The sequence below is a fragment of the Herbivorax alkaliphila genome, assembly GCF_030848475.1.
In the GTDB taxonomy this organism is placed as follows: Bacteria; Bacillota; Clostridia; order Acetivibrionales; family Acetivibrionaceae; genus Herbivorax.
Map to the genome: position 1 here is coordinate 176,253 of NZ_JAVDDS010000001.1, position 26,667 is coordinate 202,919.

Annotated in this window: 21 protein-coding genes and 1 pseudogene; 7 read left to right on the forward strand and 15 right to left on the reverse strand. The window is 32.9% G+C overall.

The features are described 5' to 3' along the window. Nucleotides 1-13 precede the first annotated feature (13 nt). The 5 genes and pseudogenes from RBH29_RS00680 to RBH29_RS00700 all read right to left on the reverse strand — a co-directional run bounded on the left by RBH29_RS00680 (nt 14) and on the right by RBH29_RS00700 (nt 3,774). Nucleotides 14-886, reverse strand: a complete 873-nt coding sequence (locus RBH29_RS00680) for an NAD(P)/FAD-dependent oxidoreductase (protein WP_306694369.1) — start codon at nt 884-886, stop codon at nt 14-16. A 184-nt stretch (nt 887-1,070) separates the two neighbouring features. Then, nucleotides 1,071-2,015, reverse strand: a complete 945-nt coding sequence (trxB, locus tag RBH29_RS00685; RefSeq protein ID WP_306694418.1) for a thioredoxin-disulfide reductase — start codon at nt 2,013-2,015, stop codon at nt 1,071-1,073. Between the two features lie 30 nt (nt 2,016-2,045). Continuing rightward, a pseudogene (locus tag RBH29_RS00690) lies at nt 2,046-2,363 on the reverse strand (thioredoxin family protein); the annotation flags it as partial. 51 nt (nt 2,364-2,414) lie between these two features. Beyond that, on the reverse strand, nt 2,415-3,062 hold the full coding sequence (locus RBH29_RS00695) for a TlpA family protein disulfide reductase (protein ID WP_306694371.1): 648 nt from the start codon (nt 3,060-3,062) through the stop codon (nt 2,415-2,417). A 28-nt stretch (nt 3,063-3,090) separates the two neighbouring features. Further along, nucleotides 3,091-3,774: a cytochrome c biogenesis CcdA family protein gene (locus RBH29_RS00700; RefSeq protein WP_306694373.1), complete on the reverse strand. Its 684-nt coding sequence runs from the start codon at nt 3,772-3,774 to the stop codon at nt 3,091-3,093. Between the two features lie 284 nt (nt 3,775-4,058). Between RBH29_RS00700 and RBH29_RS00705 the strand changes: the two genes are divergently transcribed. The 4 genes from RBH29_RS00705 (at nt 4,059) to sleB (ending at nt 6,046) form a co-directional block, all read left to right on the forward strand. Beyond that, nucleotides 4,059-4,385: a membrane trafficking protein gene (locus RBH29_RS00705; RefSeq protein ID WP_306694374.1), complete on the forward strand. Its 327-nt coding sequence runs from the start codon at nt 4,059-4,061 to the stop codon at nt 4,383-4,385. A 55-nt stretch (nt 4,386-4,440) separates the two neighbouring features. Beyond that, complete coding sequence (locus RBH29_RS00710; protein ID WP_306694375.1) at nt 4,441-4,839, forward strand: hypothetical protein; 399 nt, start codon at nt 4,441-4,443, stop codon at nt 4,837-4,839. A gap of 13 nt (nt 4,840-4,852) precedes the next feature. Then, nucleotides 4,853-5,197: a hypothetical protein gene (locus tag RBH29_RS00715; protein ID WP_306694376.1), complete on the forward strand. Its 345-nt coding sequence runs from the start codon at nt 4,853-4,855 to the stop codon at nt 5,195-5,197. Between the two features lie 156 nt (nt 5,198-5,353). Further along, on the forward strand, nt 5,354-6,046 hold the full coding sequence (gene sleB / locus RBH29_RS00720) for a spore cortex-lytic enzyme (protein WP_306694377.1): 693 nt from the start codon (nt 5,354-5,356) through the stop codon (nt 6,044-6,046). Between the two features lie 199 nt (nt 6,047-6,245). On the opposite strand, the gene RBH29_RS00725 is transcribed toward sleB, so the two are convergent. The 4 genes from RBH29_RS00725 to RBH29_RS00740 form a co-directional block, all read right to left on the reverse strand. Beyond that, complete coding sequence (locus RBH29_RS00725; protein ID WP_306694379.1) at nt 6,246-7,148, reverse strand: hypothetical protein; 903 nt, start codon at nt 7,146-7,148, stop codon at nt 6,246-6,248. Between the two features lie 103 nt (nt 7,149-7,251). Then, entirely contained in the window at nt 7,252-9,402 is a 2,151-nt protein-coding gene (locus tag RBH29_RS00730) for a Tex family protein (protein WP_306694380.1), read from the reverse strand. Between the two features lie 126 nt (nt 9,403-9,528). After that, nucleotides 9,529-10,464 (reverse strand): 1-phosphofructokinase, encoded by a 936-nt coding sequence (gene pfkB, locus RBH29_RS00735; protein ID WP_306694381.1) that lies wholly within the window; start codon nt 10,462-10,464, stop codon nt 9,529-9,531. 52 nt (nt 10,465-10,516) lie between these two features. Next, nucleotides 10,517-12,967: a mannose-1-phosphate guanyltransferase gene (locus tag RBH29_RS00740; RefSeq protein ID WP_306694382.1), complete on the reverse strand. Its 2,451-nt coding sequence runs from the start codon at nt 12,965-12,967 to the stop codon at nt 10,517-10,519. Between the two features lie 764 nt (nt 12,968-13,731). On the opposite strand from RBH29_RS00740, the gene RBH29_RS00745 reads away from it, so the two are divergent. The 3 genes from RBH29_RS00745 (at nt 13,732) to RBH29_RS00755 (ending at nt 17,094) form a co-directional block, all read left to right on the forward strand. After that, nucleotides 13,732-14,811 (forward strand): peptidoglycan-binding domain-containing protein, encoded by a 1,080-nt coding sequence (locus RBH29_RS00745; RefSeq protein WP_306694383.1) that lies wholly within the window; start codon nt 13,732-13,734, stop codon nt 14,809-14,811. Between the two features lie 239 nt (nt 14,812-15,050). Beyond that, nucleotides 15,051-16,247, forward strand: a complete 1,197-nt coding sequence (locus RBH29_RS00750; RefSeq protein ID WP_306694385.1) for an NAD(P)/FAD-dependent oxidoreductase — start codon at nt 15,051-15,053, stop codon at nt 16,245-16,247. A gap of 121 nt (nt 16,248-16,368) precedes the next feature. Continuing rightward, nucleotides 16,369-17,094, forward strand: coding sequence for a class I SAM-dependent methyltransferase (locus RBH29_RS00755; RefSeq protein WP_306694386.1), 726 nt, complete (start codon nt 16,369-16,371; stop codon nt 17,092-17,094). A gap of 124 nt (nt 17,095-17,218) precedes the next feature. Here RBH29_RS00755 and RBH29_RS00760 read toward each other — a convergent pair whose 3' ends face one another. From RBH29_RS00760 to RBH29_RS00785, 6 genes are all read right to left on the reverse strand, one after another. Continuing rightward, entirely contained in the window at nt 17,219-18,685 is a 1,467-nt protein-coding gene (locus tag RBH29_RS00760; protein ID WP_306694387.1) for a S41 family peptidase, read from the reverse strand. A gap of 77 nt (nt 18,686-18,762) precedes the next feature. Next, nucleotides 18,763-20,310 carry an S-layer homology domain-containing protein gene (locus RBH29_RS00765; protein WP_306694388.1) on the reverse strand — a complete coding sequence of 516 codons (1,548 nt, stop codon included), beginning with the start codon at nt 20,308-20,310 and terminating at the stop codon, nt 18,763-18,765. A 56-nt stretch (nt 20,311-20,366) separates the two neighbouring features. Then, on the reverse strand, nt 20,367-23,306 hold the full coding sequence (locus RBH29_RS00770) for an S-layer homology domain-containing protein (protein WP_306694389.1): 2,940 nt from the start codon (nt 23,304-23,306) through the stop codon (nt 20,367-20,369). A 179-nt stretch (nt 23,307-23,485) separates the two neighbouring features. After that, complete coding sequence (locus RBH29_RS00775; protein ID WP_306694391.1) at nt 23,486-24,379, reverse strand: AraC family transcriptional regulator; 894 nt, start codon at nt 24,377-24,379, stop codon at nt 23,486-23,488. A 132-nt stretch (nt 24,380-24,511) separates the two neighbouring features. Next, complete coding sequence (argS, locus tag RBH29_RS00780; RefSeq protein ID WP_306694392.1) at nt 24,512-26,206, reverse strand: arginine--tRNA ligase; 1,695 nt, start codon at nt 26,204-26,206, stop codon at nt 24,512-24,514. Continuing rightward, nucleotides 26,169-26,639 carry a YwiB family protein gene (locus RBH29_RS00785; RefSeq protein ID WP_306694393.1) on the reverse strand — a complete coding sequence of 157 codons (471 nt, stop codon included), beginning with the start codon at nt 26,637-26,639 and terminating at the stop codon, nt 26,169-26,171. The genes argS and RBH29_RS00785 overlap by 38 nt, the downstream gene beginning before the upstream one ends. Between the last annotated feature and the right edge of the window lie 28 nt (nt 26,640-26,667).

Consider the following 26,667-nt stretch of genomic DNA (forward strand, 5'->3'; position numbering starts at 1 on the left):
TTTAATTTTTATATTACAAATTTCTTATGTGATCTATCATTTTCTTGCCTGCAACAGCTCCCTGACCGACAGCTGTTGATATCTGTTTAAAACCTCCTGTACAATCTCCAGCTGCAAAAACTCCTGGAATGTTTGTCTGCTGGTTATCGTCCACTACTATGGCATTTTTTTCAGTTACAATCCCAAGTTTTTTTGCAAAATCTGCACTTGAAGGACTTTCGTAAGCTACGAAAAGACCATCTATCTCTTCACTTGTTCCATCTTTAAAAAATATTTTTTGAAGAACCTCTCCTCCATCAACTCTGTAAACTTTTTTGGTTACAACTTTAAACCTCTCTGCACCTTTTTCGTACTTTCCTTTTGCTTCAAGCTCTTTCCCATTGGTAAATATAGTTATATCCTTTGTAAATGCCTCAAGCTCAATGGCTTCATGTACAGCATAATCACCGTAGCCTAATACTCCTACTTTAAGGTTGTTATAAAAAAAGCCATCACAGGTGGTACAATAACTAACACCTTTTCCTTCATAAGAATCTAGATTCTCTACCCTTACTTTTTTCAATGGTTGCCCTGTGGCAATTAAAACCGATTTAGCTTGATACTGTTCATCTGAAGTGAGAACTTTAAAATGCTCCTCCTGCTGTATTGAAATAACCTTGTCGTCAAGTATCTCAGCACCTAATCTTTCAGCCTGTTTTTCACCCTCATCTAAAAGTTTTTTTCCACTTATAACCTCTGAAAAACCATAATAGTTTTCAATTTTTTCTGCTTTCCAAAGAGAGCTATCGTCTTGCCCTATTACAAGTGTTTTTAAATTTGCCCTTACAGTGTATAATGAAGCTGATATACCTGCAGGACCTTTTCCAATTATTATTACATCATACATATGTATTATCCCCTTGTTTATTTTTTTGATTATTTTACTTTGGTGATTCCCAATAAATAACATCTAATTTTCATCGTCCATAACCCATTAAATCTTCGGGATTTTGTTCTCAGGAATAGAACGTTATTTATAAGGCATTCCTTAGTACATTGTATATTTTAAACAAATATTTTTCAACGCCTTTTTACTTTCCTGTTAAAAACTTTTCCGCCATAATACTAGCTACCACTCCATCACCTGTTGCAGTGGCTATTTGTCTTACATTTTTTTCTCTAACATCTCCTACTGCGAAAACACCAGGAACGCTTGTTTTCATATCTTCATCTGTAATAATATATCCATATTCATTCATTTCAATTTTATCATTAATAAAATTTGTTTTAGGCTCCATTCCAATATATACAAACAGTCCATCAGTTTCAATTTCCTGCTCTTCTTTTGTCTTTACATTTTCTATCAATGCTCCCTTTACAAAATTTTGTCCTAAAACTTTTCTCACTTCACAATCCCACATAACACTTATGTTAGGATTTTTAAACAATTCTTCTTGGGCTGCTTTTGAAGCTTGAAAATGATCTAGTTGATGAATGAGAGTAACATGCTTTACATACCTAGTAAGAAAAACAGCTTCCTCAACAGCCGAATTACCTCCTCCTATTACAAGAACATCTGCATCTTGATACATTGCTCCATCGCATGTAGCACAATAGTGTACCCCACGCCCTCTAAACTCTCTCTCTCCTTCTGCTGGAAGCTTTCTTGGTGTAGCACCTGTTGCTATTATAACTACCTTTGCATAATAATCAGCATCTTCAGTTCTTATAAATTTTTCCTCTCCATAAAGATTTAACTCGGTTAACTCTTGCATATCATCTATAACTGTACCAAAATCTTCTGCCTGTTTCTTCATATTATCCATCAAATCTACGCCTCTTACCACTCCGTTTGTGCCAGGGTAGTTTGCCACGTGAAAAGTTGATGCCACCTGTCCACCTACAAGCCCTTCATCCACAACTATTGTAAAGAGCTTTGCACGTGCAGTGTAAATAGCTGCCGACAATCCTGCAGGACCTCCTCCTAAAATAAGAACATCACAATATACTTTTTTTCTATTCCTAGTTAAACAAATATCTCCAATAACATTTTCAATACCAGCTTTAAGTTCTGGATTGCTTATATATCCATTTAATCTTGAGCAGACTTCCTTTCCATTTTTGAAAAAAAGTACCGTCGGACTGCTTAAAACCTTAAGTTCTTCTGCCAATTCTCTATTGTGCTGACGATATATCTTCACAAACTTTATCTTGTCTAAATATTTTTGGGAAGTTCTTTCAAATACAGGTGCAAAAGCATAACACGGTGGACAGTCATCAGAATAAAAATAAACAATTACTGGCAAATCACTTTTTAGTACAACATCTTCAAAATCTTTAGCGTTGATATACAAAATATTTTCTTTCATAACACACCTCTCCATAAAGATATAGTTTTATCTTAAACCTAATGCTATTAAAAACTTATTTATTCACTACTTATATCTTTCAACTGCTTCTAAAATTGTATTTTTACTTATCTGACCAGAAAATGCCTGTATTACATACCCTTCTTTATCAATAAAATATGTTGTCGGTATGCTTCTTACATTATATCTTTGAGCAACAGCACCCTCTTTGTCAAAAAGAACTGGCAGAGTATATCCATTTTCATTTATAAATTCTCTAGCAGCTTCTTCTGTTTCGCCTCTATATCCATTTGTCAAATTAACCGTCAATATAACGGCATCATCACCTTCTAAAAGCTCTTTATTTGCATCATCAAAATCTGGCATTTCGGCTATGCAAGGTGGGCACCAAGAAGCCCAGAAATTTAAAATCACCATCTTCCCTCTGTAATCTGAAAGGGAAACTTCATTTCCGTCAAAGTCAGTAAGCGTAAAATCAATTGCTTCTACTCTATCTGAATCTACGCCCTCACCTTCATCAATGCTTACATCTTCATTTTCTACCATCAAATCTTCATCAGTATCTCTTTCATCTTCACCATCTGTCGTATTACTAAAAAGCATGTTACTTACCACTGAATCCGTATCTCCAAGATGATTATAAACAAAATAGGATGATCCTAATAAAAGTACCAATACAGCCACCCATGTAATTGCCTTTTTTTTATTATTCATAATATCTTCCTTTCTTATTAAAAATTTTTTAAAAGTTAAATTTAATTAAGTCAAAAAACATTGCTATTCCAAAAAGTATTAATATAATCCCTGACACCATTTTTATTTTGTTACTGTGTTTTTTCAGAAAATTGAAAGCACCTTGAAGACTTTCAAACATCAATGCAGATATTATAAATGGCAAGCCAATACCTGCTGAATAAACAAGCAGTAATGCAATTCCACTAGCCATAGTTTCTAAATTTGCTGCCTGTGCTAACACTATTCCTAGTATGGGGCCAGTACACTGGGTCCAGCTAAATCCAAAAACCATTCCTAAAACTATAGATCCCCAAAATTTCAAATTGTCAAACTTATAATTTAATCTTCTCTCCTTGCTTAAAAAACCTATATTTAGCACCCCTGTATAAAATAAGCCAAATATAATAATTATAATACTAGTTACCTTTCGTAAAATATCTTGATTTTTACTTAAAAAACCTCCAATAAATGTAGCACTAGCACCTAATACAGTAAACAAAATAGTAAAACCTAATACAAATCCTAATGAGTTAATTAAAAGCCTTGCTTTATTTTTATCTTTTTGCTCTAAAGTTCCTTCTGTATTTGTCCCGGCAAGATAAATGAAATAAACTGGAATAAGCGGAAGGACACATGGGGATATAAATGTCAAAATTCCCTCAAAAAAAGCCAATCCATAAACCTCAATCAATAACTCTCACCTTCCTAACATTTAAACTTTTTATTATAAATATTAGATACCACCTAATTTTTAATTATAACATCTTTTTATTTTTATCACTTTAGAAAATTATTGAATAAATAATGTTCTAATTATTCTTCGTACTAAATATAAATAAAGTATGTGAAGTCGCTTACGCTAAAGATGAACATTAACAGCTTAATATAAAGACTCTTCTTTATCATAAAAACTTCACTTTATAGGAGATTGAATCATAGAATTAAATAAATATATCTATAGAAAGGATTGATTGTATGAGTGATTCTTTTAATAAAAAAATATCTGAGCTTTTTGGAAAAATGGACGAAAGAATACTAGAGGCAAAAATCAGTTCCGCACTCGAAATGTTAAATAATGGTGATTATGAGGAGCTGGCAAAAAAGATCAATAAAATGGACAAAGAAGAGCTTATTGAAAAAATTGATAATTTTGATGATTCAAAATTACGGGAATTAAATATCGACAAAAATGAAATAAAACAAAAAATCAACACTGCAGACGTAGATAAACTAGCTGGTCTTCTTGGAGAAAAAGGCGATATACTTGCAAAAAAATTTAAAGGCTTGTTGGATAAAATTTAAAACTTACATCTGCATGTACTAAAAAGCACATTCTTATAGGAGGTGAATTTGTTTTATGAGTGATGATTTCAACAATAGGATAAAACAACTAGGAGACATTTTGGGCAATGAAAATATATCAGAAAATCTAATCAATATACTTTCTTTGCTGGCAAACTCCACTAAAAAAGAAAACCCTCCTGAAGATATACAAAAGGAAGCTCCCGTGCAAAACAATACAAGTAGTAAAAAAGATACACCAAAAGAAGATTTTTATAAAAACGCAGAATTAATGCGTAAAATTAAAAATGTAATGAATGATGCTAACACCCTTGAAGACCCAAGAATTAATCTTTTAACTGCAATAAAGCCCTTTTTAAATAATAGCAGGCAAAAAAAAGTAGGAGATTGTATAAAACTATTTCAAATGGTTCATGTAACTGACATGATGAATGATATTGAAAAAAGTATGTGAAAGGGGGACTTGAATGATTTATGGCGTGGTTCCCAGACGCAGAAGATATCCTTTGAAAAATCCACGCAATTTTGCATATAATAGAACATCTTCTGATAGTACTGCAAAAAAAGTAGAAGAGATTCCTCTTCCAAATAAAGTCGATACTGTCAATGATAAGAAAGATAATGATACTGGATTTTCACACAAAAAAACCAAAACAAACAAAAGGTTATCTTTAACAGATTTTATTTCAAAACGCTTTAAAACTGATGAAATAATACTCCTTGGTTTAATTTTTCTACTTCTAGAAGAAAGAATAAATGATGATTATTTGTTAATAATACTCACATACCTTCTGATTACTGGAATGGATTAAGAGACTTTTAAGTCTCTTTTTTTTATGTATTTTTACATTTATAATAATTTGATTTAAAAATAGACAAAATAGATATTATACTATTTTGAAGTTAATAAATTAATCTAGTTTTAATGGTGAACTATTTAAATCAACAATTATAAAGGAGGATGTCTTTTGCGTAAAAAAATACTATTATTGATTACAATAATTGCCACATTTATAATTACAGGTAGTTTGTATCTATATAGGGTTGAGGTATCTGAACTATATAGTTACAGTCGTGCTGCTGTATCCTATTATGGTTCTAGAAGCCAACAAGTGGTGGATATTCAAACTCGTCTGGCAAATTGGGGATACTATGATGGAAACGTTGATGGAATTTTTGGTATAAAAACTTACAGGGCTGTAAGACTATTCCAATCTACGAATGGTTTAACAGTAGACGGAATAGTGGGACCAGAAACTTTAACGGCATTAGGACTTCCAACAGGTGATACCACTCCTAACCCAGCTGACAAGGATTTAAACCTTATGGCACATATAATACATGGTGAGGCAAGAGGAGAACCATATACAGGTCAGGTAGCTGTCGGAGCAGTTGTCTTAAACCGTGTACGAGATAGCAGGTTCCCAAACACTATTGCTGGAGTTGTATACCAGCCTGGAGCATTTGATGCAGTAGCTGATGGACAAATTAACCTTCCCCCTAATGATACTTCATACAGAGCTGCACGAGATGCTCTAAATGGATGGGATCCTTCTGGTGGAGCACTTTATTACTACAACCCGGTAACTGCCCGAAGTCAATGGATATGGACAAGACCTATAATTAAGACCATAGGAAAGCATAATTTTGCCGGTCAATAAAATCCCGGTGCATCAAGAGCCTTTCATATAAAGTATTTCAATGCTTCCCAAGACTTTATGTAAAAAAGTCGGCTTCGCCGATTTAAGGCTAGGGTAATCCTTTAAAGTACAGCCTTTCGGTAGACTTTTTTGATGCCAGAAAGCAATGCACTTTCTTAGCCATTAAAAAAGGGGCACTTAAGCCCCTTTTTTTAATCTTTCAACTTTCTTTTTTAACTACCCTTTTTTTAAACAACAAAAATCTTGAAAATATAAATACTGTTAACAGGATAAATAATACCGTCTTAATAATCCAATTTAATAAAATCAAAACCAAAAATCTTAAAATTCCCATGCCCTGACCTCCAGCCATAAGGGAATTTAAATACATAAGCAGTAATTGAAAAGAACAAAAAACCACATCAAATACCATCAAAAAGGCAACAACTTTCCAGAAAAAAGTGTCCGCAGCTTTTTTTCCGATTGCAAAAATTTTACCCTTAAAACTAAATGCTGCTGGATACCAAAATAGCATATATATCCTAAAAAACATAAATCCAAAAAACAAAACAATCGCTGTAATTATTGTAAATAAAACAGCCAAACCTAAAAAGTCAAATTCCCCTTCTATTTGCCCTCTCAAAAGTGCTATAGCAGGAATTGATACCACCACCATAAAGGCAACAAATAATATAGTATAAAGTATTGTAGCTGCAGATATAAATGACATTCTCCAAAAATGCTGTTTTACACCTTTTAAATATTGACTTTTTAAAAATTCAGCATTTAAGATTCCTTTCTCTGCTTTAGATTTTTTGGACAAAAAATTATTTAAAGAATGAAAAAGTCCCGAAGATATAAAGCCCATTAAAAATCCAGATACCACAATACCAATAAGTCCATATATTAAATATTCAATTTGAAACAAATATTTAAATGCAAACTGAATAACATACATCATATTATCCAGTACATTCCCACTTCTAAGTACAGACATACCTAAAACAAATGGAAAGAAAAAATAATACTCAATAATACAATAAATTAATGTTATTAAACCAAAAATTATAAGTAAATCATACCTCTTTAAAAACGGTTTAATTGCAATAAGTAATTTTTTCATAAAAAATCTCCCCTGATATTTCTCTAAGTAAAAAACCAAACTAATTATAACATATACTAGTGGCAGCTGCAATCAATGTCGTAAATTCTCCCCCATCTCTTATCTACTGCTTCATAGACAGTGATATTCTATTTCTTTTTGCATCAACCTCTAATATTTTTACCTTTACTATATCACCTACAGATACTACTTCCATTGGATTTTTAACATATCTGTCACTTAATTGTGATATATGAACTAAACCGTCCTGATGAACTCCTATATCAACAAAAGCTCCAAAATCCGCAACATTTCTTACAGTACCTGTTAATTCCATGCCAGGTTTTAAATCTTTAATGTCAAGTACATCTGTTAAAAGTATTGGCTTTGGAAGTTCGTCTCTTGGATCTCTTCCAGGTTTTAAAAGCTCATTTATTATATCTCTAAGAGTGGGCACACCTACTCCTATCTCATCTGCTATACTGGATACACTTCTTTTATCTACTTCTGTATTAAATTTTGTAAGCTTTTTTTCTTTTACATCTTTTAGAGTATAGCCCATTTTATCAATAAGTTTTTTGGCTGACTCGTACGATTCTGGATGTACTGAAGTATTGTCTAAAACATTGTCACCATCCTGTATCCTTAAAAAACCTGCACATTGCTCATATGCTTTATCTCCAAGTTTTTTTACTTTTTTTAATTCTTTTCTGTTTTTAAATTTGCCATTAGTCGCTCTGTACTCAACTATATTTTTGGCAACAGCTGAGTTAACACCTGAAACATAGGATAAAAGAGAACTAGACGCTGTATTTAAATCTACTCCAACGCTGTTTACACAATCCTCCACCACTCCCTTCAATTCTTCTCCCAGTCTTTTTTGATTCATGTCATGCTGGTATTGTCCAACCCCTATTGCCTTTGGATCTATCTTCACAAGTTCTGCCAAAGGATCTTGCAGTCTCCTTGCAATTGACACAGCACTTCTTAGCGAAACATCATATTCAGGAAATTCTTCTGCTGCAAGCTTTGAAGCCGAGTAGACAGATGCACCTGATTCACTGACTACCATATAATATACTTTTCTGTCCAGTTGCTTTATAAGATCTGCAACAAAAATTTCCGACTCCTTTGAAGCAGTTCCATTTCCAATAGAAATCAAGTCCACATTGTGTTTATCTATTAGACCGGATACAATCTCTTTTGCCTCTTTAGTCTTGTTTTGTGGAGGTGTGGGATAAACCACAGCCACATCTAAAACTTTGCCGGTATCGTCAACCACAGCAATTTTACAACCTGTTCTATAGGCTGGGTCAAGCCCCATTACTGTTCTTCCCTTTACTGGAGGCTGAAGCAAAAGATTTTTTAAGTTTAAAGCAAAAACCTTCATGGCCTGTTCTTGAGCAGTTTCAGTAAGCTCATTTCTCACTTCTCTCTCAACTGAGGGAAATATTAAGCGATTATATGAATCTTCCAAAGCCTCTTCAACATACTTAGAAACAGGCACTGCTGGTTTTTTTATAACATTTCCTTTTAAATAGTTAATCACTTTTTCTTCAGGCACATCTAATTTTACCTGTAAAAAATCTTCTTTCTCCCCTCTGTTTAGGGCAAGAATCCTGTGCCTTGCAATTTTAGATACAGACTCTGAAAAATCATAATACATCCTGTAAACAGAATCCTCTTCTTTTTTTGATTTTGATACAATCAAACCTGATTGTATAAATATCTTTCTTATATCCTTTCTAAATTTTGGATTATCCGAAATTTCCTCTGCAATTATATCCATTGCACCCTTTAGTACATCTTCAACTGAATTTACTCCCTTTTCATCGTCTATAAAAGTCTTTGCAACATCATCAACATCTGCATTTAAATCACCTTGATCAAATATAATATTTGCCAGTGGTTCAAGACCTTTTTCTTTTGCAACTGTGGCTCTAGTTCTTCTCTTTGGTCTAAATGGTCTATATATATCATCAATTTCTTGCAAGGTCACAGCTTTTAAAAGGTTCTTCTCTATATCCTGTGTAAGATTTCCCTGCTCGTCAATTAATCGCTTAACTTCTTCCTTCCTCTCTTCGAGATTTCTCAAATAAACTAATCTTTCATGAAATTCTCTTAAAACCTGATCATCCAACTCGCCAGTCATTTCTTTTCTGTATCTAGCAATGAAAGGTATTGTGTTACCATCATCTATTAATTTAATTGTGTTTTCCAATTGAAAAGGTTTTAGTTTAAACTCTTTAATGAGTATTGAACTAATATCCGCCATTAAAATCCTCCCTTGTTTTAACATGTCTTAGAAATAACTTTGTATTCTCAAGAACAAAATCCCAATGATTTAACGGGTTTTGGACAATGAAAATCGGATATTATTTCTTAGACATTGCTTAGTATATCATGTAGATAATTTTTTAATATTTATACCTTTTGTTAATTCATAAACTTCTTGTCTATCAACCATTCCAACATTTATGTACTGTGCATTATTTACACCACATGCCATTGCAAGCCTTAAAGCCTCTTTTAAACTATACCCTTTTTTAAGCCCTGTAGCAAATCCTGCAACTAAAGAATCACCTGAACCAACTGTATTTATAACCTCTATATCAGGAACCTCTGCTAGGAAAGCTTCCTTTTCTGTCACTAAAACAGCACCTTTTTCACCTAAAGATACTATTACTACTTTTATTCCATCTGCAATAATTTCACCACATACTTTTAATATTAAATCAACAGTGTCAATTTTTTTTGCTGCTAAAATCTGCAATTCTCTAATGTTCGGTTTTATCATATAGGGCTTCGCTTTAGCACCTTCTTTTAAAACTTCACCACTTGTATCAAGAATTACCGGTATGTTTTCTTGCTTGGCATTTTCAATAATCAGGGCATAAAAATCCTTAGGACATCCATTTGGAAGTCCACCAGATAAAACAAGAACTTCAGTACATTTTATTATTTCATTAAAATTTATAAGAAATTTATCTAAATCTTTTGAAGTAACAGAAAAGCCTTTTTCTAAAATTTCTGTTTCAGTTTTATTTTTTTTATCTATTATATTGATATTTGTCCTTGTTTCCCCTTTTACCTCAACAAAATTCACGCTAACACCAAGGTCTGTCATTTGGTTTTCAATCCAATCGCCTTCTTGACCACCTTTAAACCCTGTAGTTAATACTTTTTCATCAAGTATTTTGACCACTCTTGCAACATTTATTCCTTTACCGCCTGCAGATTTCACAGGCTCACCTGCTCTAAACATTTTTCCAGATTTAAAATCTTCAATGAAATATATTTTATCAACAGCAGGATTTAACGCAACTGTAGTTATCATAATTACCCCTTTAAAAAAACAATTTTTTAAAATTATATCATAAATTTATGTTCTATTTTTCTGAATTTATAATTACCTTTATTTTTTCTAAATATTTTTCAGAAATTTCCTCTGCAATTTCAGGATTGTCTCCTTCTGAATAAACTCTACAAAGAGGCATATCAGCATCTGGCAATACAAGCACCCATCCATTTTCAAAGATAAACTTAACCCCGTCTAACAATTCAACCTTTTCACCATTTTTTTCAGTTATTAGAGTTCTCATAACACGTCCCTTTAACTCCCATGGACAGAAGATTTTTTTCTTGCTCAAATGGAACTCTGGAATTTCATTAAGAGATTCTGTCAAAGTCGTATCTTCTATACACAAGTACTCAATTATCTTTACAAGACCAGCTAATGCATCGAAATTGAGCAGGAATTGGTTCATATTTTTTCTGTTTTTAAATAAATTATAATTTAGCATCTGTTCCATTACTGCCTGAGGAGAAGTTTTTGTTCTGACTATTTTCCCATCAAATTTATCCGCTATATCTTCAATTACAGATGGTGCAGTAATAGGTACAGCAACCTTAGAATTTGGAGACACTCTAAATGTAATTAAAGATGTCAGTGCGATAAATAAATCATCTTCTACAACATTGCCATACTTGTCTATAAGAGCAAGTGCCTCTCCATTACTGTCTATAAAAGCTGCAAAACTTGCACCACTGCTGTTTATCTCATCTACAATTGCAGTGTGTTCACTTAAATTTGCAGAAGAAAAGCTGGCAACTTTACATCCTAAATCTGTTAACATAGGTACCACAATAGATATTACAAAATCAGAAGGAGAAACAATGCACAGTTTAGGCGGATTTTCTCTTATAGTTTCCACATCTACCTCATTTAAAATAGATCTTACATAATAGTTTTTAAAATCAGTTATATTGTTAAGTCGGCTGATTTCTTCTCCTGAACACCGCTTAAAATCTTCACGGAAAAAAGAATTTTCAATTTTTCTTTCCATTACTCTGCTTATACTTGCACCCTTAGCATCCATAAAGTCAACTTTTAATTTGTTTGGATTATCATCACTAATCTTTATATGTATTCCACCTTCTACCGACAAAAAACTTATCGCATGCCGTGATATTGGAGTAAGAAGGCTACTTAAGTTAAAAACCTCAACACCTACCGACAAAATACCTGATATAAAAGCATGCTTAAACATTCTTGCTGAACTTGATGTGGTTGAACTAACAACAACTTTTGAACCCTTTTTTAAAGTTGAACCATAAGCAGCTCCTAATCTAGTGGCAAATTCTGGAGATATGTCCACATTAATTATACCTGACAGACCATTTTCCCCAAAAACACCTCTAGAATGTTTTGAACCCCAAATTATATTTCTATCCACCACTGCCAAAGGCTCAACAGTTTTTTGAGGCCATATTTTAACATTAGGTTTTATAATTACTCTTTCATTAATTGTAGAACTGTCTCCCACCACTGCATTTTCGTAAACATGAACATAATGTTTAAGGTTAGATTTATTGCACAATATGGCTCCTCTAATTTGAGAACCATGTTCTACATAATTGCCATCCCAGACAACACTTCTCTTTAAAGAAACATCATCTTCAATAACATTATTATTGCCTATTGTGCTTAAGCTATCAACTACAGCACCTTTGCCAATCTTACAGTTTTCACCTATTAGACAAGGTGGATTAATGGTAGCACTTGGATTAATGGTAGTTCCACTTCCCACTAGCACCCCCGGCTTTATTTCTGTTGCATTTATATTAAGATTAATCTTTTTTTCTAAAACATCATAATGAGCTTGGAGATATGCATGAAGATCCCCTATATCACACCAATAATCATCCATTATATATCCAAAAATAGGCTCTTTTTTTCTCAAAAGCATCGGGAATAAATCCTTGCTAAAATCTACTTTGGTATCTTTTTTGAGATACTTTAAAACTTTAGGTTCTAAAATATAGGTTCCTGTATTAACAGTATCACTAAAAACTTCTCCCCAGCTTGGTTTTTCTAAAAAGCCTTCAATATTGCCATCTTTATTTGTTATAACAACACCATATTCTAAGGGAACATCGACTCTTGTAAGGACAAGCGTAGATAATGACTTTTTCATTTTGTGAAATTTAATCGCCTTTGTAATATCCATATTAGTAAGAGAATCTCCACTAATTACGATAAATGTTTCATCTAAAAACTCTTCAGCATTTTTTACACTTCCAGCTGTCCCCAGCGGAATGTCTTCAGTAAAGTAATGAAGATTTACTCCAAAATTAGAACCATTACCAAAATAGTCTTTAATTTTTTGTGGTAGATACATTAAAGTAACACCTATTTCTGTAATTCCATGTGATTTTAAAAGATTAATAATATGTTCCATAATAGGAGCATTCATCACAGGAACTAAAGGTTTAGGCATATCACAAGTAAGCGGCCTTAACCTTGAACCTTCTCCACCTGCCATGATTACAGCTTTCATTTTAAAGCTCATCCTTTCACTTTTCTGTTCTTTATCAAATCCAGTATAACTACATAAATTCTTAATTTTATCTTATCCCAAAACTCCACCTTCTATAAACCAGAATTCCTCTTATAACCTTTAGATAGACTAGGATTTACAAAAACCATTTTTGTTATAATTTTGCATCACATCTCCGTCTTGCACCTAGCATCGCCATCTTTTTAAATAAATAGCAAAACATTTTTTTAACCTTACAATTATTACATTCATATAATCAAGGATATAAGTTTTATTGCTTAATAACGGCTAAGAAATAACTCCCATTCTCATCGTCCAAAACCCGTTAAATCATTGGGATTTTGTCCTTAAAAATAGGGCATTATTTCTAAGGCATTGCTTAGTGGATAAATAGGAAATAAATATATTATTTTAGCCAAGCTATAAATTATTATATTCAATAAAACTCAAAAAAATCCTTTATTATTAAGGTAAAAATTTATGTTTATTTTGCCAATTATACTTTACTTCTATCTAATAATTTTATAAAATATACGCATAAGCTTGTTTCGCCTATGAAATATATACATGAGTTAATAGATAAATACATATTTTTTGTGTTTATTATACAGGCGTAAAATGATACAATGGTGTTGCTGAATTCTCCAAACCACACTAATTGGGGAAACGAGGTAAAAATGTGAGGTCAAATCTTATCTTACAAAAGAAAAAACTTACTATTTAAACTCGTAAGCAAAAACACAAAAGAGGGGGGATTATTTTCAATGTTAAAAAAATCTGTTCTATTTGTAGTGGTATTATCTGTTTTAATTTTTAGCTTTTCTGTTAGTACTTTGTCTGCTTCAGCTCAATCTAGCTTGCTTAGAGAGGGTATGACTGGAAATAATGTTTCAGAACTTCAAAGAGACTTAAATACCTTAGGATATTTAAATGTAAATCCTACAGGCTATTATGGCTCTCTTACAAAAGCAGCTGTAGTAAGACTACAGAGCGAGCACGGAGCTGAGCAAGATGGAATTGCAGGCCCTATAACATTTTCTATAATAAACAGATTGCTAAATGAACAGACCAGTGCTACAAGATCGAGCAGTAACGACCTATTAAGAGAAGGTATGAGAGGATCCAGCGTTACAGCTTTACAACAAGATTTAAAATCACTGGGGTACTTACACGTAAATCCTACGGGATACTTTGGAACTCTTACTAAAAGTGCTGTAATAGGACTTCAGGCTGATAATGGAATTGCACAAGATGGCATTGCCGGCCCTGATACAATGTCTGTAATAAACAGACTTTCACAGGGGACAAGTGCTGATGCTAGCACTGCATCTCAAACAGCTACAAGGTCTACTACAAGAACTAATTATTTAGTTTCATGGTTTGGAGGAGCAGAAAATATTTTAAAAATAGGCAGTACAGCAGAAGTTTATGACATTGGGACAGGGCGCACATTTAATATAAAAAGAACATATGGCTATAACCACGCAGACGTGGAGACACTTACAGCAGAAGATACAAGGATAATGCTAGAGATTTATGGCGGTTCATGGAGTTGGGCAAGAAGACCTATTATTGTTAATGTTAATGGACGTAAAATGGCAGCTTCTATGGCGGGCATGCCCCATGCAGGTGTCGATGACTTGCCTGCAAATGCATATGTACAATCAAGAAGTGGAGGATTCGGCCCAGGGTACAATCTTGATGCAGTAAAGGGCAACGATATGGATGGTGTGTTTGATATTCATTTCTTAAACAGTAGAACTCACGGCACAAACCGAGTTGATACAAATCACCAAGACGCAGTTAGGACTGCAGCAAAATGGGCTGAGAAAAACAATTTCTAGGTATATATAAATATTTACAGACTCTAAACTACAAAATTTTAGTTTCTGTAATGTTCTTCTTTACATTATTTACAGGGCATCTCTACAAGGGTTGCCCTGTTTAAATGTCTTTAAAGCCCTTTAAAGAATAACGCCGCTTATGAGTATATAGCTTTAGAATTAATGCATTTTTTGTTTCTATGTTTTTTTGATGTGGTATATATTATACTTAAAGATAATACCAAAAATGAGGTGATGTTTTGCGTTACGTAATTCTTGGCAATGGTGCTGCAGGATTTTCGGCTGCAGAAAAGATTAGAAACTTAGATAACTCAAGTGAAATAACCATAATTAGCACTGAAAATGTACCTGTATACACTAAATTTTTACTTCCCGATTATGTAGGGGGCAAATTAACCAAAGAAAAGCTTTTTTTGAGAGATTTTAAAAATTATAAAGATAATAGAATACGTCTTATGCTAAATCAAAAACTTGATAATATTGATGTTGTAAGCAAATGTATAAAACTTGCTGATCAAGTCAGCGTAAAGTATGATAAACTTCTCTTAGCAACTGGTGCTAAGCCTGTAATTCCTAAAATTAATGGCGTGGAAAACTCAAACTACCTTACTATAAATTCTATCAACGATGCAGATGTTATGAAAAACAAGGCATCTAAAGGGAAAAATGCAGTAATCATTGGTGGAGGCCTTACAGGTATTGAAACTGCTTATGGATTGAAACGTCTTGGAATGAATGTCACTATTGTTGAAAGAGAAAATTCTATGCTTCCCCAACATCTTGATAAAACATGTGCAGAAATTCTTGCAAAACGAATCCAAAAAGATGGCATAAATATTTTACTTTCTAAAAATATTAACTCGATAAATTCTAAAAAAGAAAATTTCTTAGAATTTTCAGATGGTGAAAAATTAAATTACCATATGCTTATTATTGCTATAGGAACAAGACCAGATCTTGATATCGTGAAGGGAACAGGAATTAAGTGCCAGAGAGGAATAATTGTAAATCAATATTTGGAATCATCAGTTAAAGATATTTATGCAGCTGGAGATATTGCAGAACTTGCAATTAATCAATCAAATGGCTATGCTTCCAGATATATATGGGCTAACGCTCTAGCTCAAGGGAAATGTGCCGCATTTAACATGGTTGGCCAATTAAAAGAATTTTCAAATTCTGAAGCTGCCAATAATGCTGTAAGATTAAGAGATGTACCTCTTATTTCAATGGGTCTTGTAAAACCTGATGAAAAAGATTTTGAGATAGCGGTAAACTTTGACAAACATTCTAACGTATATAAAAAAATAATTTTAAAAGATAATAAGGTTAAAGGAATGATTTTTTTCGGTGATGTAAAAACTGGAAACACAATTGCGAATTATATACGAAAAGATAAGGATATTTCTGATATTAAACATTTGATTTTTTTCTGACAGTAAATAATCAGGCAGCACTCCCCTTAGTTAAGTTTTAATGCTAGGGGATACTAGAAGCATTTAATATATATACCCGATTTAAAACTGTACTTTTAGAATATGGGATAAAGGTGATATAATGGGTTTTTATGATGAGATAAGTAAATACTATGACTATATCTTTCCTGCAAATAAGGCACAGATGTTATTTTTGCAAAACTTACTTACAAAAGATCAAAAAACTGTCCTTGATGTTGCATGCGGTTCAGGAAACTACTCTATTGAGCTTGCAAAAGCTGGGTATGACGTTACCGCCATTGATTCTACAAAAGAAATGATAGAAAAATTACGCCAAAAAGCACAAAAAGAAAAACTTAATATAAAAAGTTATATATGTGATATGAGAGAAATTATAAATATTTCACCTCTTAAATATCACTTAATATTTTGTATTGGAAATTCAATTGTTCATTTAAACAGCATAGAAGAAATAACAGACGTATTAAGACAAATGAAAAGTCTTCTAAATAAAAATGGTTCTTTAGTTTTACAAATAATAAATTACGACAGAATAATAAATTTTGGTGTAACTGAACTTCCTAAGATAGAAAATAAAGATATAGGACTTGAATTTGAAAGAAAATATGAATTTTCAAAAGATAAAAACATAATAAACTTCAATACCAAACTAAAAGTTAAAGAAGGGGTTTATAGAAATTCCATAGAACTGCTTCCAATAAAGAGCCTAGAATTTGAAAATATCCTGTTAAACGCAGGGTTTAAGACCTACAAGTTTTATGGAGATTTTAATTACTCTCCTTATAATGAAAAATCATATATACTTTTGCTGGAGGTTAGAAATTAGAGGTTAGAGGTTAGAGATTAGAGGTTAGAGGTTAGAGATTGAAAATCAGAGTCAAAGGTTTAGCTCTTTAAAAGCTCGGAAACTTTGACTCTGCCAAATACTGGTATTTGCTTGTGAATTTACTTTAGTGCTTTGATAATATTTCTACTGCTTTATAATACTGAATGTCCGGTTCAGGTAAAATTCTATGAAACTTTTCATTTAAAGCCTCCTGAGTTGAAAAATCCAACACACCATACGGATAAAGTCCTTCATCTTTTTGAAATTCGGCAATAGAATTAAAAGTTGTTTTATCCATAGTCATATCCATATTACCAACTTCATACCCGCTTATAGTTAAAATCTTTTTTGCATTATACACATCAATGCTCTCTTCACCTAAGTCTGGTTTATCTATTTTATTCAACTGGCTTATATTCCTCACATCAACACCTTTTATTATATTATCTACAAACATATCTGGCTCTAAACCTTTTCCATCTATCATTCTTCCCTTTGGAGTATAATACCTGCCTGTTGTCATTTTTGTCCAACCTATTATTTCATCATCTAAAGGATGTACTTTATGCTCAACTAAAAGGTCATAACCATTTATAAAACTTTCCCCAAACTCCTTTTTGTATTTTTCATGTGCTTCAGGAGTAATGATGGGAAAAATACTTTGAACCTTTGCCTTCCCAAATGTTTTTGTTCCAATCAACATACCAGCTCCTTTGTCCTGTATGGCTCCAGCCAGTATTTCAGATGCACTAGCACTCATTTCATTTACAAGTACCACCACGTCATACTTTAAATTTATTAATCTTGAATTATACACTTGATCATACATAGACTCAGATTCAAACTCCAACCTTGTAATAAGACCTGCAGGTACAAATTTTTTGGCAACTGCAATGGCCTGCCCCACTTCTCCGCCAGGATTATTTCTTAAATCAAGTATAATTTTGTCAATATTGTTATTATCCATTTCTTCTAGAGCTTCATTAATAAACCCTTCTGTATTTGCGTTAAACACTTCAAGTTTTATATATCCAATATAATTTTCTATTTTGTATTCACCAGGCTCTATTTTTATCTCCCTTCTTTCAACTTCTATCAATCGAGTATCATCTTTTCTCATTATCTCTAATGATACCGTTGTTCCTTCTTCTCCTCTTATCATCGTGGCTACTTGTTCATCAGATTTATCTGAAATATCAACACCATCTACCTCTTTAATAATATCTCCCTCTTTAATTCCTGAACTTTCTGCCGGTGATGATTCAAATACTTTTAAAACTATTATTCCTCTACTAACTCTAGAAAACATAATTCCTATTCCCTTATAAGAACCATCCATATCATTTAAATAATCATCTGCTTCTTCCTTTGTATAGTATGTAGTGTAATCATCCATAGTATCAAACATACCTTTTAAGGCTCCTTCTAAAAGCTCTTCTCTATATATATCTCCACTATAATTATCCTCTATCATTTCTATAACGCTTTCTAAATAATCTAAATCTTTTAACTCTTCCTGTGCAAAACTTATACCTGTCGCCAAAAAACAAAATACCATTGTAATTGACAATATTAATTTAATTTTTTTCATGAATATCCCCCTTTTTTTTCTGTCAAAAATAATAGTCTATCTTCAAGACTCCACACAACTCCTCCTTTTTTTACTCACTAATAATTTATTATTCTTTCTCTGTAGTCCTTATTTAAATCATCTCTCATATAATCTATATATTTATTAATTATAACCGCAGCCCTACCTTTAGTAATATACTCCATTGGCTTTAAATATCCTCTATCATCTCCTACTATTAGACCAATTCTTTGAGCAGCATAAACTGAATCCCTTGCATATCCTGGGATATCACTATTGTCTCTGAATGTAGTAGCTGCACCTCCAGTTGGTGCAAGACCTGCTAACCCTAAAGTACTAATAAGAATAGTTATTGCATCTGCTGTAGTAAGATAATCTTCAGGATAAAACCTTCCATCTCCTCTTCCACTTATTATTCCTCTGTTAAATGCACTATTTATGCTGTCATAATATTTATCATCAGGAAGCACATCAAAAAAGCTTTGAGCTACTTCTTCCTCATCATTGTTGTTAATTCTTCTGTTTGCCCTTGGATTAATCAGTGCTGGATCTTCTGGAACTTCTCTGGCTGCATGTATAATAGCATCTGCGAATTCTGCCCTAGTCATAACATCCCTCGGGTTAAACTTAGAAGCATCATCATTAAATACCTCAAGGCTATAAAGTGCCATTATATCTTCATGCGCCCAATGTCCTCTCAAATGATTTATATCAGGAATCATAAGTCTTTTGCTTGCAGGAAATGTTTCAATCTGTAAGCTGTCTTTTTCTTCAACTATTCTATCTGTGGACATACCTTCTAAATCAAATTCAGGAAGACTTGAAGTATATCGAAGCACACTGTTATTATGCTGGGTTTGTACAAATCCTCCTTCAAAACTTATTGTCTCTGGTTTATTTTTAACATATCTCATATTTTGACTTGTTGTGGACGATAGATTTACGCTTGCAGTTCCTCCCCACTTGTCTGTAAATTCTCCTGCCCTGTTTTGACTTTGAATAACATAGTCCAATGTCTGAGTTTCAGTTGTACCCCAGTACTGGTTATATCCATAAAATTCCCCTGTCACATCCACTGTAACAGTAGCTCCATTAGCTCCATTTCCCTCTTGGTAAGTCTTTCTTCCCCACATATTGCCTGCATAATAATCAACAGCAGGATTTGAATGTTTAATATTTGTTCTGGTATAATCATAGTTTTCAAGTCTATACGTTTCGTTCTCAATTCTTATTGTTTCACTATACCCATCATTTAAAATTGTTTCTTCAATTGTCTGACCATTTTTCTTTTCGTTTAGCACCGTTTCATAAGACAAAGTTCTATTTAAAGTTGCAGAATTTTCAAAATTATTAAGCCTGTAAGTGTAATTTGAAGTTATAACATTTTCACCTGTAGTATTGTCCTGTCTTACATTTTTAGTAATTGTAAGAGTTCCTTCAAAAAGCATAGGTTCACCTGTTATGAATACCACCTCTTTATAATCAAAAACTGTTCTACCCGGAGCTTCTCCAGATGAGATACCTCCTTCATAACCTGAATCCCCCATTCTAGCATATACAAACGTTTGCATTGCTGTAAATATTAACGCTGTTAACAAAATAATATTCATTAGTTTTTTAAGCATATTGCATCTCCTCTTTAGATTTTATACTTTTAGATTTTATACTTTTAAATTGACAATTACTCCACAAGTATAATATATGCATCTTCACTATCGTTTCCTTCACTTTTTATTACCCTCACTCTGTCACCTTTTTTTAAATCTGAAGGTTGTGCAATGCTGTTATCCTTTAAAATAATGCTGGTATCTAAAATATTAAGAGTTGTGTTTTCCTCATCTTCCCACATAAAGGATGAAGAATCATATTCTTTGACATCAATCAGCATAAAACCATGGGGGTCTTGTGGCTCTAACTCTTCACCTTCTTCATTTACTGCATTTTCAGCCATTATATCATAAATTTCACCTCTTATATTTTTATTTCCGTAAGGTGCAGTGGTTATAAGTACTGCATCTGTTTCATCTGCAAGTATATACACAGTTCTGTCTTTAAAGCTTGACTCTCCAAAATCCAAAAAGTTTCTCTGTCCAATTATACCTTCATCATCCACAATTTTAGTATCATATGTAAGCAAAAATGTCTTAGGTGTATTGAAAAATTCCCAATCCAACCCATCCAGTCTAGAAAAAGACTCAACAGCTACACTGTTATTTGTGTCTATATCAGCTATCCTCCCACGATAAATATCAATAAAATCTGGATCAAACCTGTCATTTATCGCAATAACACCTGCATAGTATTCTCCATCTTCATATCTTCTGTTTGCAACTACATATGCCATATCTTCTTCAGATATGCTATTTGCTGAAACAAGTCTATTGTCTTTTATAATTATCGTTCCATTATTGTATTTTACATTCCTGTATTCGCTCTCTAACATAAACCCATCAGATGTAGTATTTGTTATGGAATCATCAAAAATTCCTGCTTCACTGTCGTTAGAATTTCTAAAGGAAACGGCTACAGCTTTTTCATTTCTTCCAAAATCCTCTTTGACAGCTATATATGCTTCCCTATCCTTAAATAATTTTTCTACATCATACTCATTTAAGTTTTTGTCATTGTAAATAAAGTTATTGTTTTCATCCAATTCCATGGAATAAAAGCCTTTTTGCTCTGTTCTCAACCATCTTCCATTTTGAAAAACCTCTAAATTTCTTACTATAAGCCTTCCTGTAACATAATCTAAACCATCTACTATTCCTTTATATATATTTGCAATATGATGCCCGGTTCCATCAATTGTAATTTGTTTTACATCAGTAAATTTGTCAGTAATATTTAAGATAAGCTTTACTCTGTCCCCTTCTTTAAGTGTATCATAATCAGTAACTCTCTTATTTAATACAATAAGGGGGTCATCTATTTCCAATACTTGCTGCATTCCATCATCATACATTACAACTATATTATCAGATCTTTTTGATATGATTTTTCCATATTTAGCCCTGTAATTATCTACAGCACTTATTATTTCTATATTATCATCATCAAGCTTAATATATGCCGTATCCCCTGCCTGTATATCTTCAATATCCGCTTCTCTTCCATTTCTCAACACTTGAATATCTTTTGGATTTGAATAATTGTACGTTTTAAGAAAATCAATTCTCTCTAAAGGAGATTTTTCCAAGTGATAATCTGAATCATTATAAAGTGTTATATATCCTAAATGGGGATTGTTTTCTTCCACAATTCCATTTAAAATACCTTGCTCTCTAAATCTTAATTCTATTGTTTTTATCCCTGTAACTATATTATCCCTAACAGAAAGGATTGCATCTTCACCTTTTTGAATATTTTCAGCTTCGCCTATTCTGCCATCAACAAAAACTTCTGCATTACTACTTAAAACATAGGTTATATCAACATCTCTTCCGTCTGTATCAAAAGAAAAATTTCTACTTTCAATATCCACAGTAGGATAATTTAAATCAAAAATTTTTGATATGTTAACTTCTCCATTATCAACGCTATTTATCTTACCGACTACATAATTTGTATCTGATGTATTTGAAATAACACTTATAAATTTTACTCTCTCCTCTGGTGAAATAATGTACTCAATCCTGTCTCCCTCTACAAGAAGACTGCTATTTCCAATCACTCCGTCCCTGTAAACAATCAGGTCAATATCCTGACCTCCTAAAGGCACTCCACTCTGTTCATTTATATTTCCTCTTTCATTTGAAAATTTGCTGACTATGTGATGAAGATTACCATCGCTGTTTCTTATGCTAAATATATTCTCTACAACATCCCCTCCTTCAGTAAAATTTCTTGAATCACTTATATTTTCTACAGTACCTATTTTCTTTTCATATTCTAAAACAGGATATATAACGGAAGATGAGTTCTTTACTATCTGAGCCATCTGTTCTCTTGTAATTGAACCAAGAGGTCTAAAATATCCGTTTCCCATTCCACTCATAATATTATTCACTAATGCTGCCTCTATATAAGGCACCTTATGAGGATCAGCAACTGTCCAATCAGAAAAGCTATTAAATATTTCCTGTTGCTCATAGACAGGTTCAATTTGAAGAGCCATAACCATCCACTGTGCGACTTCCTGCCTTGTTGCAGCACCATTACGCAAAAAGCCCTCTTCTAAAACTTCATCTTCTTGTAAATTTATTGCATCTTCATAATCTTGCCAATCTATTAATCCATCTTCTGCCGCCAGTCTCAAATAGCCGTCTGACCACATTCTGAGTGCACTTTCCTCCCTATCTTCCTCTATTCTTTGATTATCCAGCATTTCAGCCATTCTCTGAGCCTCTTCTTCTCTTCCTACTGCCCTGTAAATTATGGCTATTGCCTCTTCTTTTGTTACATTGTTTGTGCGCCCAAAAATTCTGTTTCCATATCCCTTTATCATTCCCAATGCACTAACTTCATAAATAGCCTCTGTGCCCCAAGTTCCAGAATTTCTAACATCGTCAAAGTCAATATTATTCAAAACTGTTGACGCGTTATCAGTTCCCTCAAATACCCTTTGGGGCACTTCTTGAGAGTATAAAGCAGTGGAAAACAGTAATAGGCAAATAAATAACATAATATATATTTTTATATAATTTCTTCTCCTGTACAAAATATAACACTACCTTTCTAATTAAAAGATAATGGGCATATAGCCTCTCTTTTATTGATTTTTAAGGAGGAAAAAAGTAATCCCATTTTCTATATCGGCTAATTTATACAAATCTTTTATTAATAATTTATTACTATTTGCAATTACATATATCTATGCTTCTTTCTAAATTCTAAAGGGGTCATATTTATATTTTTTTTGAAAACGTGGCAAAAGTATGGTGTGTTGTCAAAGCCACATTGAAGCGAAATATCAGAGACTGGAGAACAGGTTTTTGCTAAAAGCTTCTTTGCCTTATTTAACTTAACCTTTAATATAAATTCATGGGGAGTCATTCCTATATTTTTAGTAAAAACTTTATGAAAGTGACTTGGACTTAAATTTGCAATCTTGGAAAAATCGCTAAGCATCAATTTACTGTCTATATTATTTTCAATATATTTAATAACATCCTTAAGAGACTCAAAATGATGGGACATAGGAATTGTATTGTTTTTGAAAGGATCTGTAGAATCCTGATAAAGATAACATATTAGATTTAAAACATTGGTTTTAAGATTTAAATCTGATACATCTGTTGGCGTAACAAACTCTTTGAATATTGATTCAAATAAGTAACGACTTTTTTCTTTATTTAAAGGCTGAAAAATTTGTGGGATTTTATCAAGTATAGGATTAACACAATAATTTTGAAACTCCTGATTATTATACACATAGTATTTGCTAGGATCTTTATATGTATTATTAAGTATGTCAACAGCTATTAAATAGCAACTGTATGGCATAATACCTTGGGTATATTGACCGGGCTTTCTATAAATAATATCCCCTTCTCTAATATTATAATGTTTGTCATCAATTATCATAGAAGCACCGTCACTATATAAAATCAACTCAAATTCATAGTCATATACATATCTTTCTTTTAAAACATGACCTTTGGGCAAATCCTCAACCTGCGAAAACAAAACAGCAGTAAGTACCTTAGGCGAAATTTCTTCATTTTTAACATTTACTTTTTTAAGCTGAATCCTCATGAATTTGTCCCCCCACATTAAATGAAAGTTCAGGTATATCCTTTACTTAAATTTAAAAATCTAAAAACAGGATAATTCCTTTGCCTGCACAAAGCAGACAAAAGAACCTTAACCTCTTACATTTATCTATTTCTACATTTTTTCTGGAGCATTAATACTAAGTAATTCTAAAACATTTGCTATAACAACCTTTGTACTGTCTACCAATAAAAGCCTTGCTTTCATTAACTCTTCTCTTTCACCCTTTACTCTACAAGCATTATAAAAACTATGAAATGCTGCTGCAACATCTAAAACATAGCGAGTAAGTCTACTTGGCTCAAGTGTTTGAGCAGCCAGCTTTATTTCTTCTGGATACTGGGAAAGCTTTCTTAAAAGCTCAATTTCTTCTTCTTTATCTAGCAAGTGAACATCTACAGAATTTATTTCTGGAACACTTACTCCTTCACTTTCTAAAAGTCTAAGCATACTACATATCCTTGCATGAGCATACTGAACATAAAAAACAGGATTTTCATTTGACTTTTTCACTGCCAAATCTAAATCAAAATCTAGGTGGTTTCCAGAAGCTTTGGTATTAAAGAAAAACCTTGCTGCATCTCTTCCCACTTCCTCTAAAAGGTCAGTTAATGATATTGCCTTTCCCGTCCTTTTAGACATTCTTGCTATTTCACCATTTCTATACAATCGTACCAACTGAAACAAGACAACATCGAGCTTGTCCGGATTAACTCCAAGAGCTTCTACTGCACATTTCATCCTAGAAACATGTCCATGGTGATCAGCCCCTAAAAGATTTATTACCCAGTCAAACTTCCTCTTCAAAAACTTGCTTCTGTGATATGCAATATCCGCAAGAAAATATGTAGGAACCCCATTATTTCTTAATATAACTTCATCCTTTTCAGCTCCAAATAGACTGGATTTAAACCAAAGAGCTCCTTTATCCTCTTTTGTATATCCTTTTTCTTTTAAGTAGTCAAGAGTTTCTTTTAGTTCACCGCTGTCATAAAGAGACTGTTCTGAAAACCAAACATCAAAGTTCACTCCATACTCCTGTAGACCCTTTTTAATTCTTTCAATGTTTTTAGGAAGAGCATAATCAACAAGAGCCTTTTGTCTCTCACTGCTGCCAACATCAACAAGCTTGTCCCCATGTTCTTTAACATAGTTTTTCATGTGATCTATTATATCATCTCCATGATATCCATCCTCAGGGAACTCAACAGCATTTTCTCCCTTTAAAAGCTGAAGGTATCTTGCTTCAAGGGATATCCCAAACTTCCCTATTTGATTTCCTGCATCATTCACATAAAACTCTCTCGTAACATCATATCCTGCTTTTTCAAGGACACTTGCTATACAATCTCCTAATGCCCCACCACGAGCATTTCCCATATGGAGCGGCCCTGTAGGGTTTGCACTAACAAACTCAACCATAACCTTCCGGCCGCTCCCTATATTTATTCTGCCATATTCTTTTCTCTTTTTTTGTACCTCTTTTAGCGAATCATACAGCCAATTATTATTTAAATAAAAATTTATAAATCCAGGTCCTGCAATTTCAACTTTTTCAACATAAGTATTGCTAAACTCCATATTATTAACAACAGTTTCTGCAATCTGCCTTGGAGCCTTTTTTGCAAATTTAGCTGTCTGCATCGCTATATTTGTAGAAAAATCTCCATGTGTTTTTTCCTTTGGAGTTTCCACAGTTACCTCTTCTATTTCAAAGCTTGGAAGCTCTTCCTTTTTTACAGCCTTTGAAACAGCACTTCTTACTACGTTATCAATTTGTTTCTTTATAGTCTCCACTATATTTGTCATCAAACTGCCCTGCCTCTCTTATAAACATATGAAAATCATTTTGTCCAGATTTATTATCATCTATATCTAATCGATAGTCAACCCTTACCTCTCCACCTTTGTCATCAATATCAACGGATACAATATTTGTAGTTACTTCTATTGTAAAAGTACCATACTTGGTGTCATAGTATGACATATGCTTCTCTCCCTGCTCAAATATAAATTGAGTGTTGACTGACCCAAATCTCATAAGGGTTACTATACCATTTTCTGCGATTTTCAAAGTTGTCGTGGTTCCTTCCATGCCTGTAACCTTACTTTCCTTATATGTTACAAAATAATTCTCACCTTTTTTATAGTATTTACCTTCAGTAACTAATTCAAGTGTATTTTTGCTTTTGCTCCCTGAAGTTTGAATCCCTTTTACAGAAATAATAACATTTTTATTCATATTGTATCTCCTCCATTTGATAAGGGTG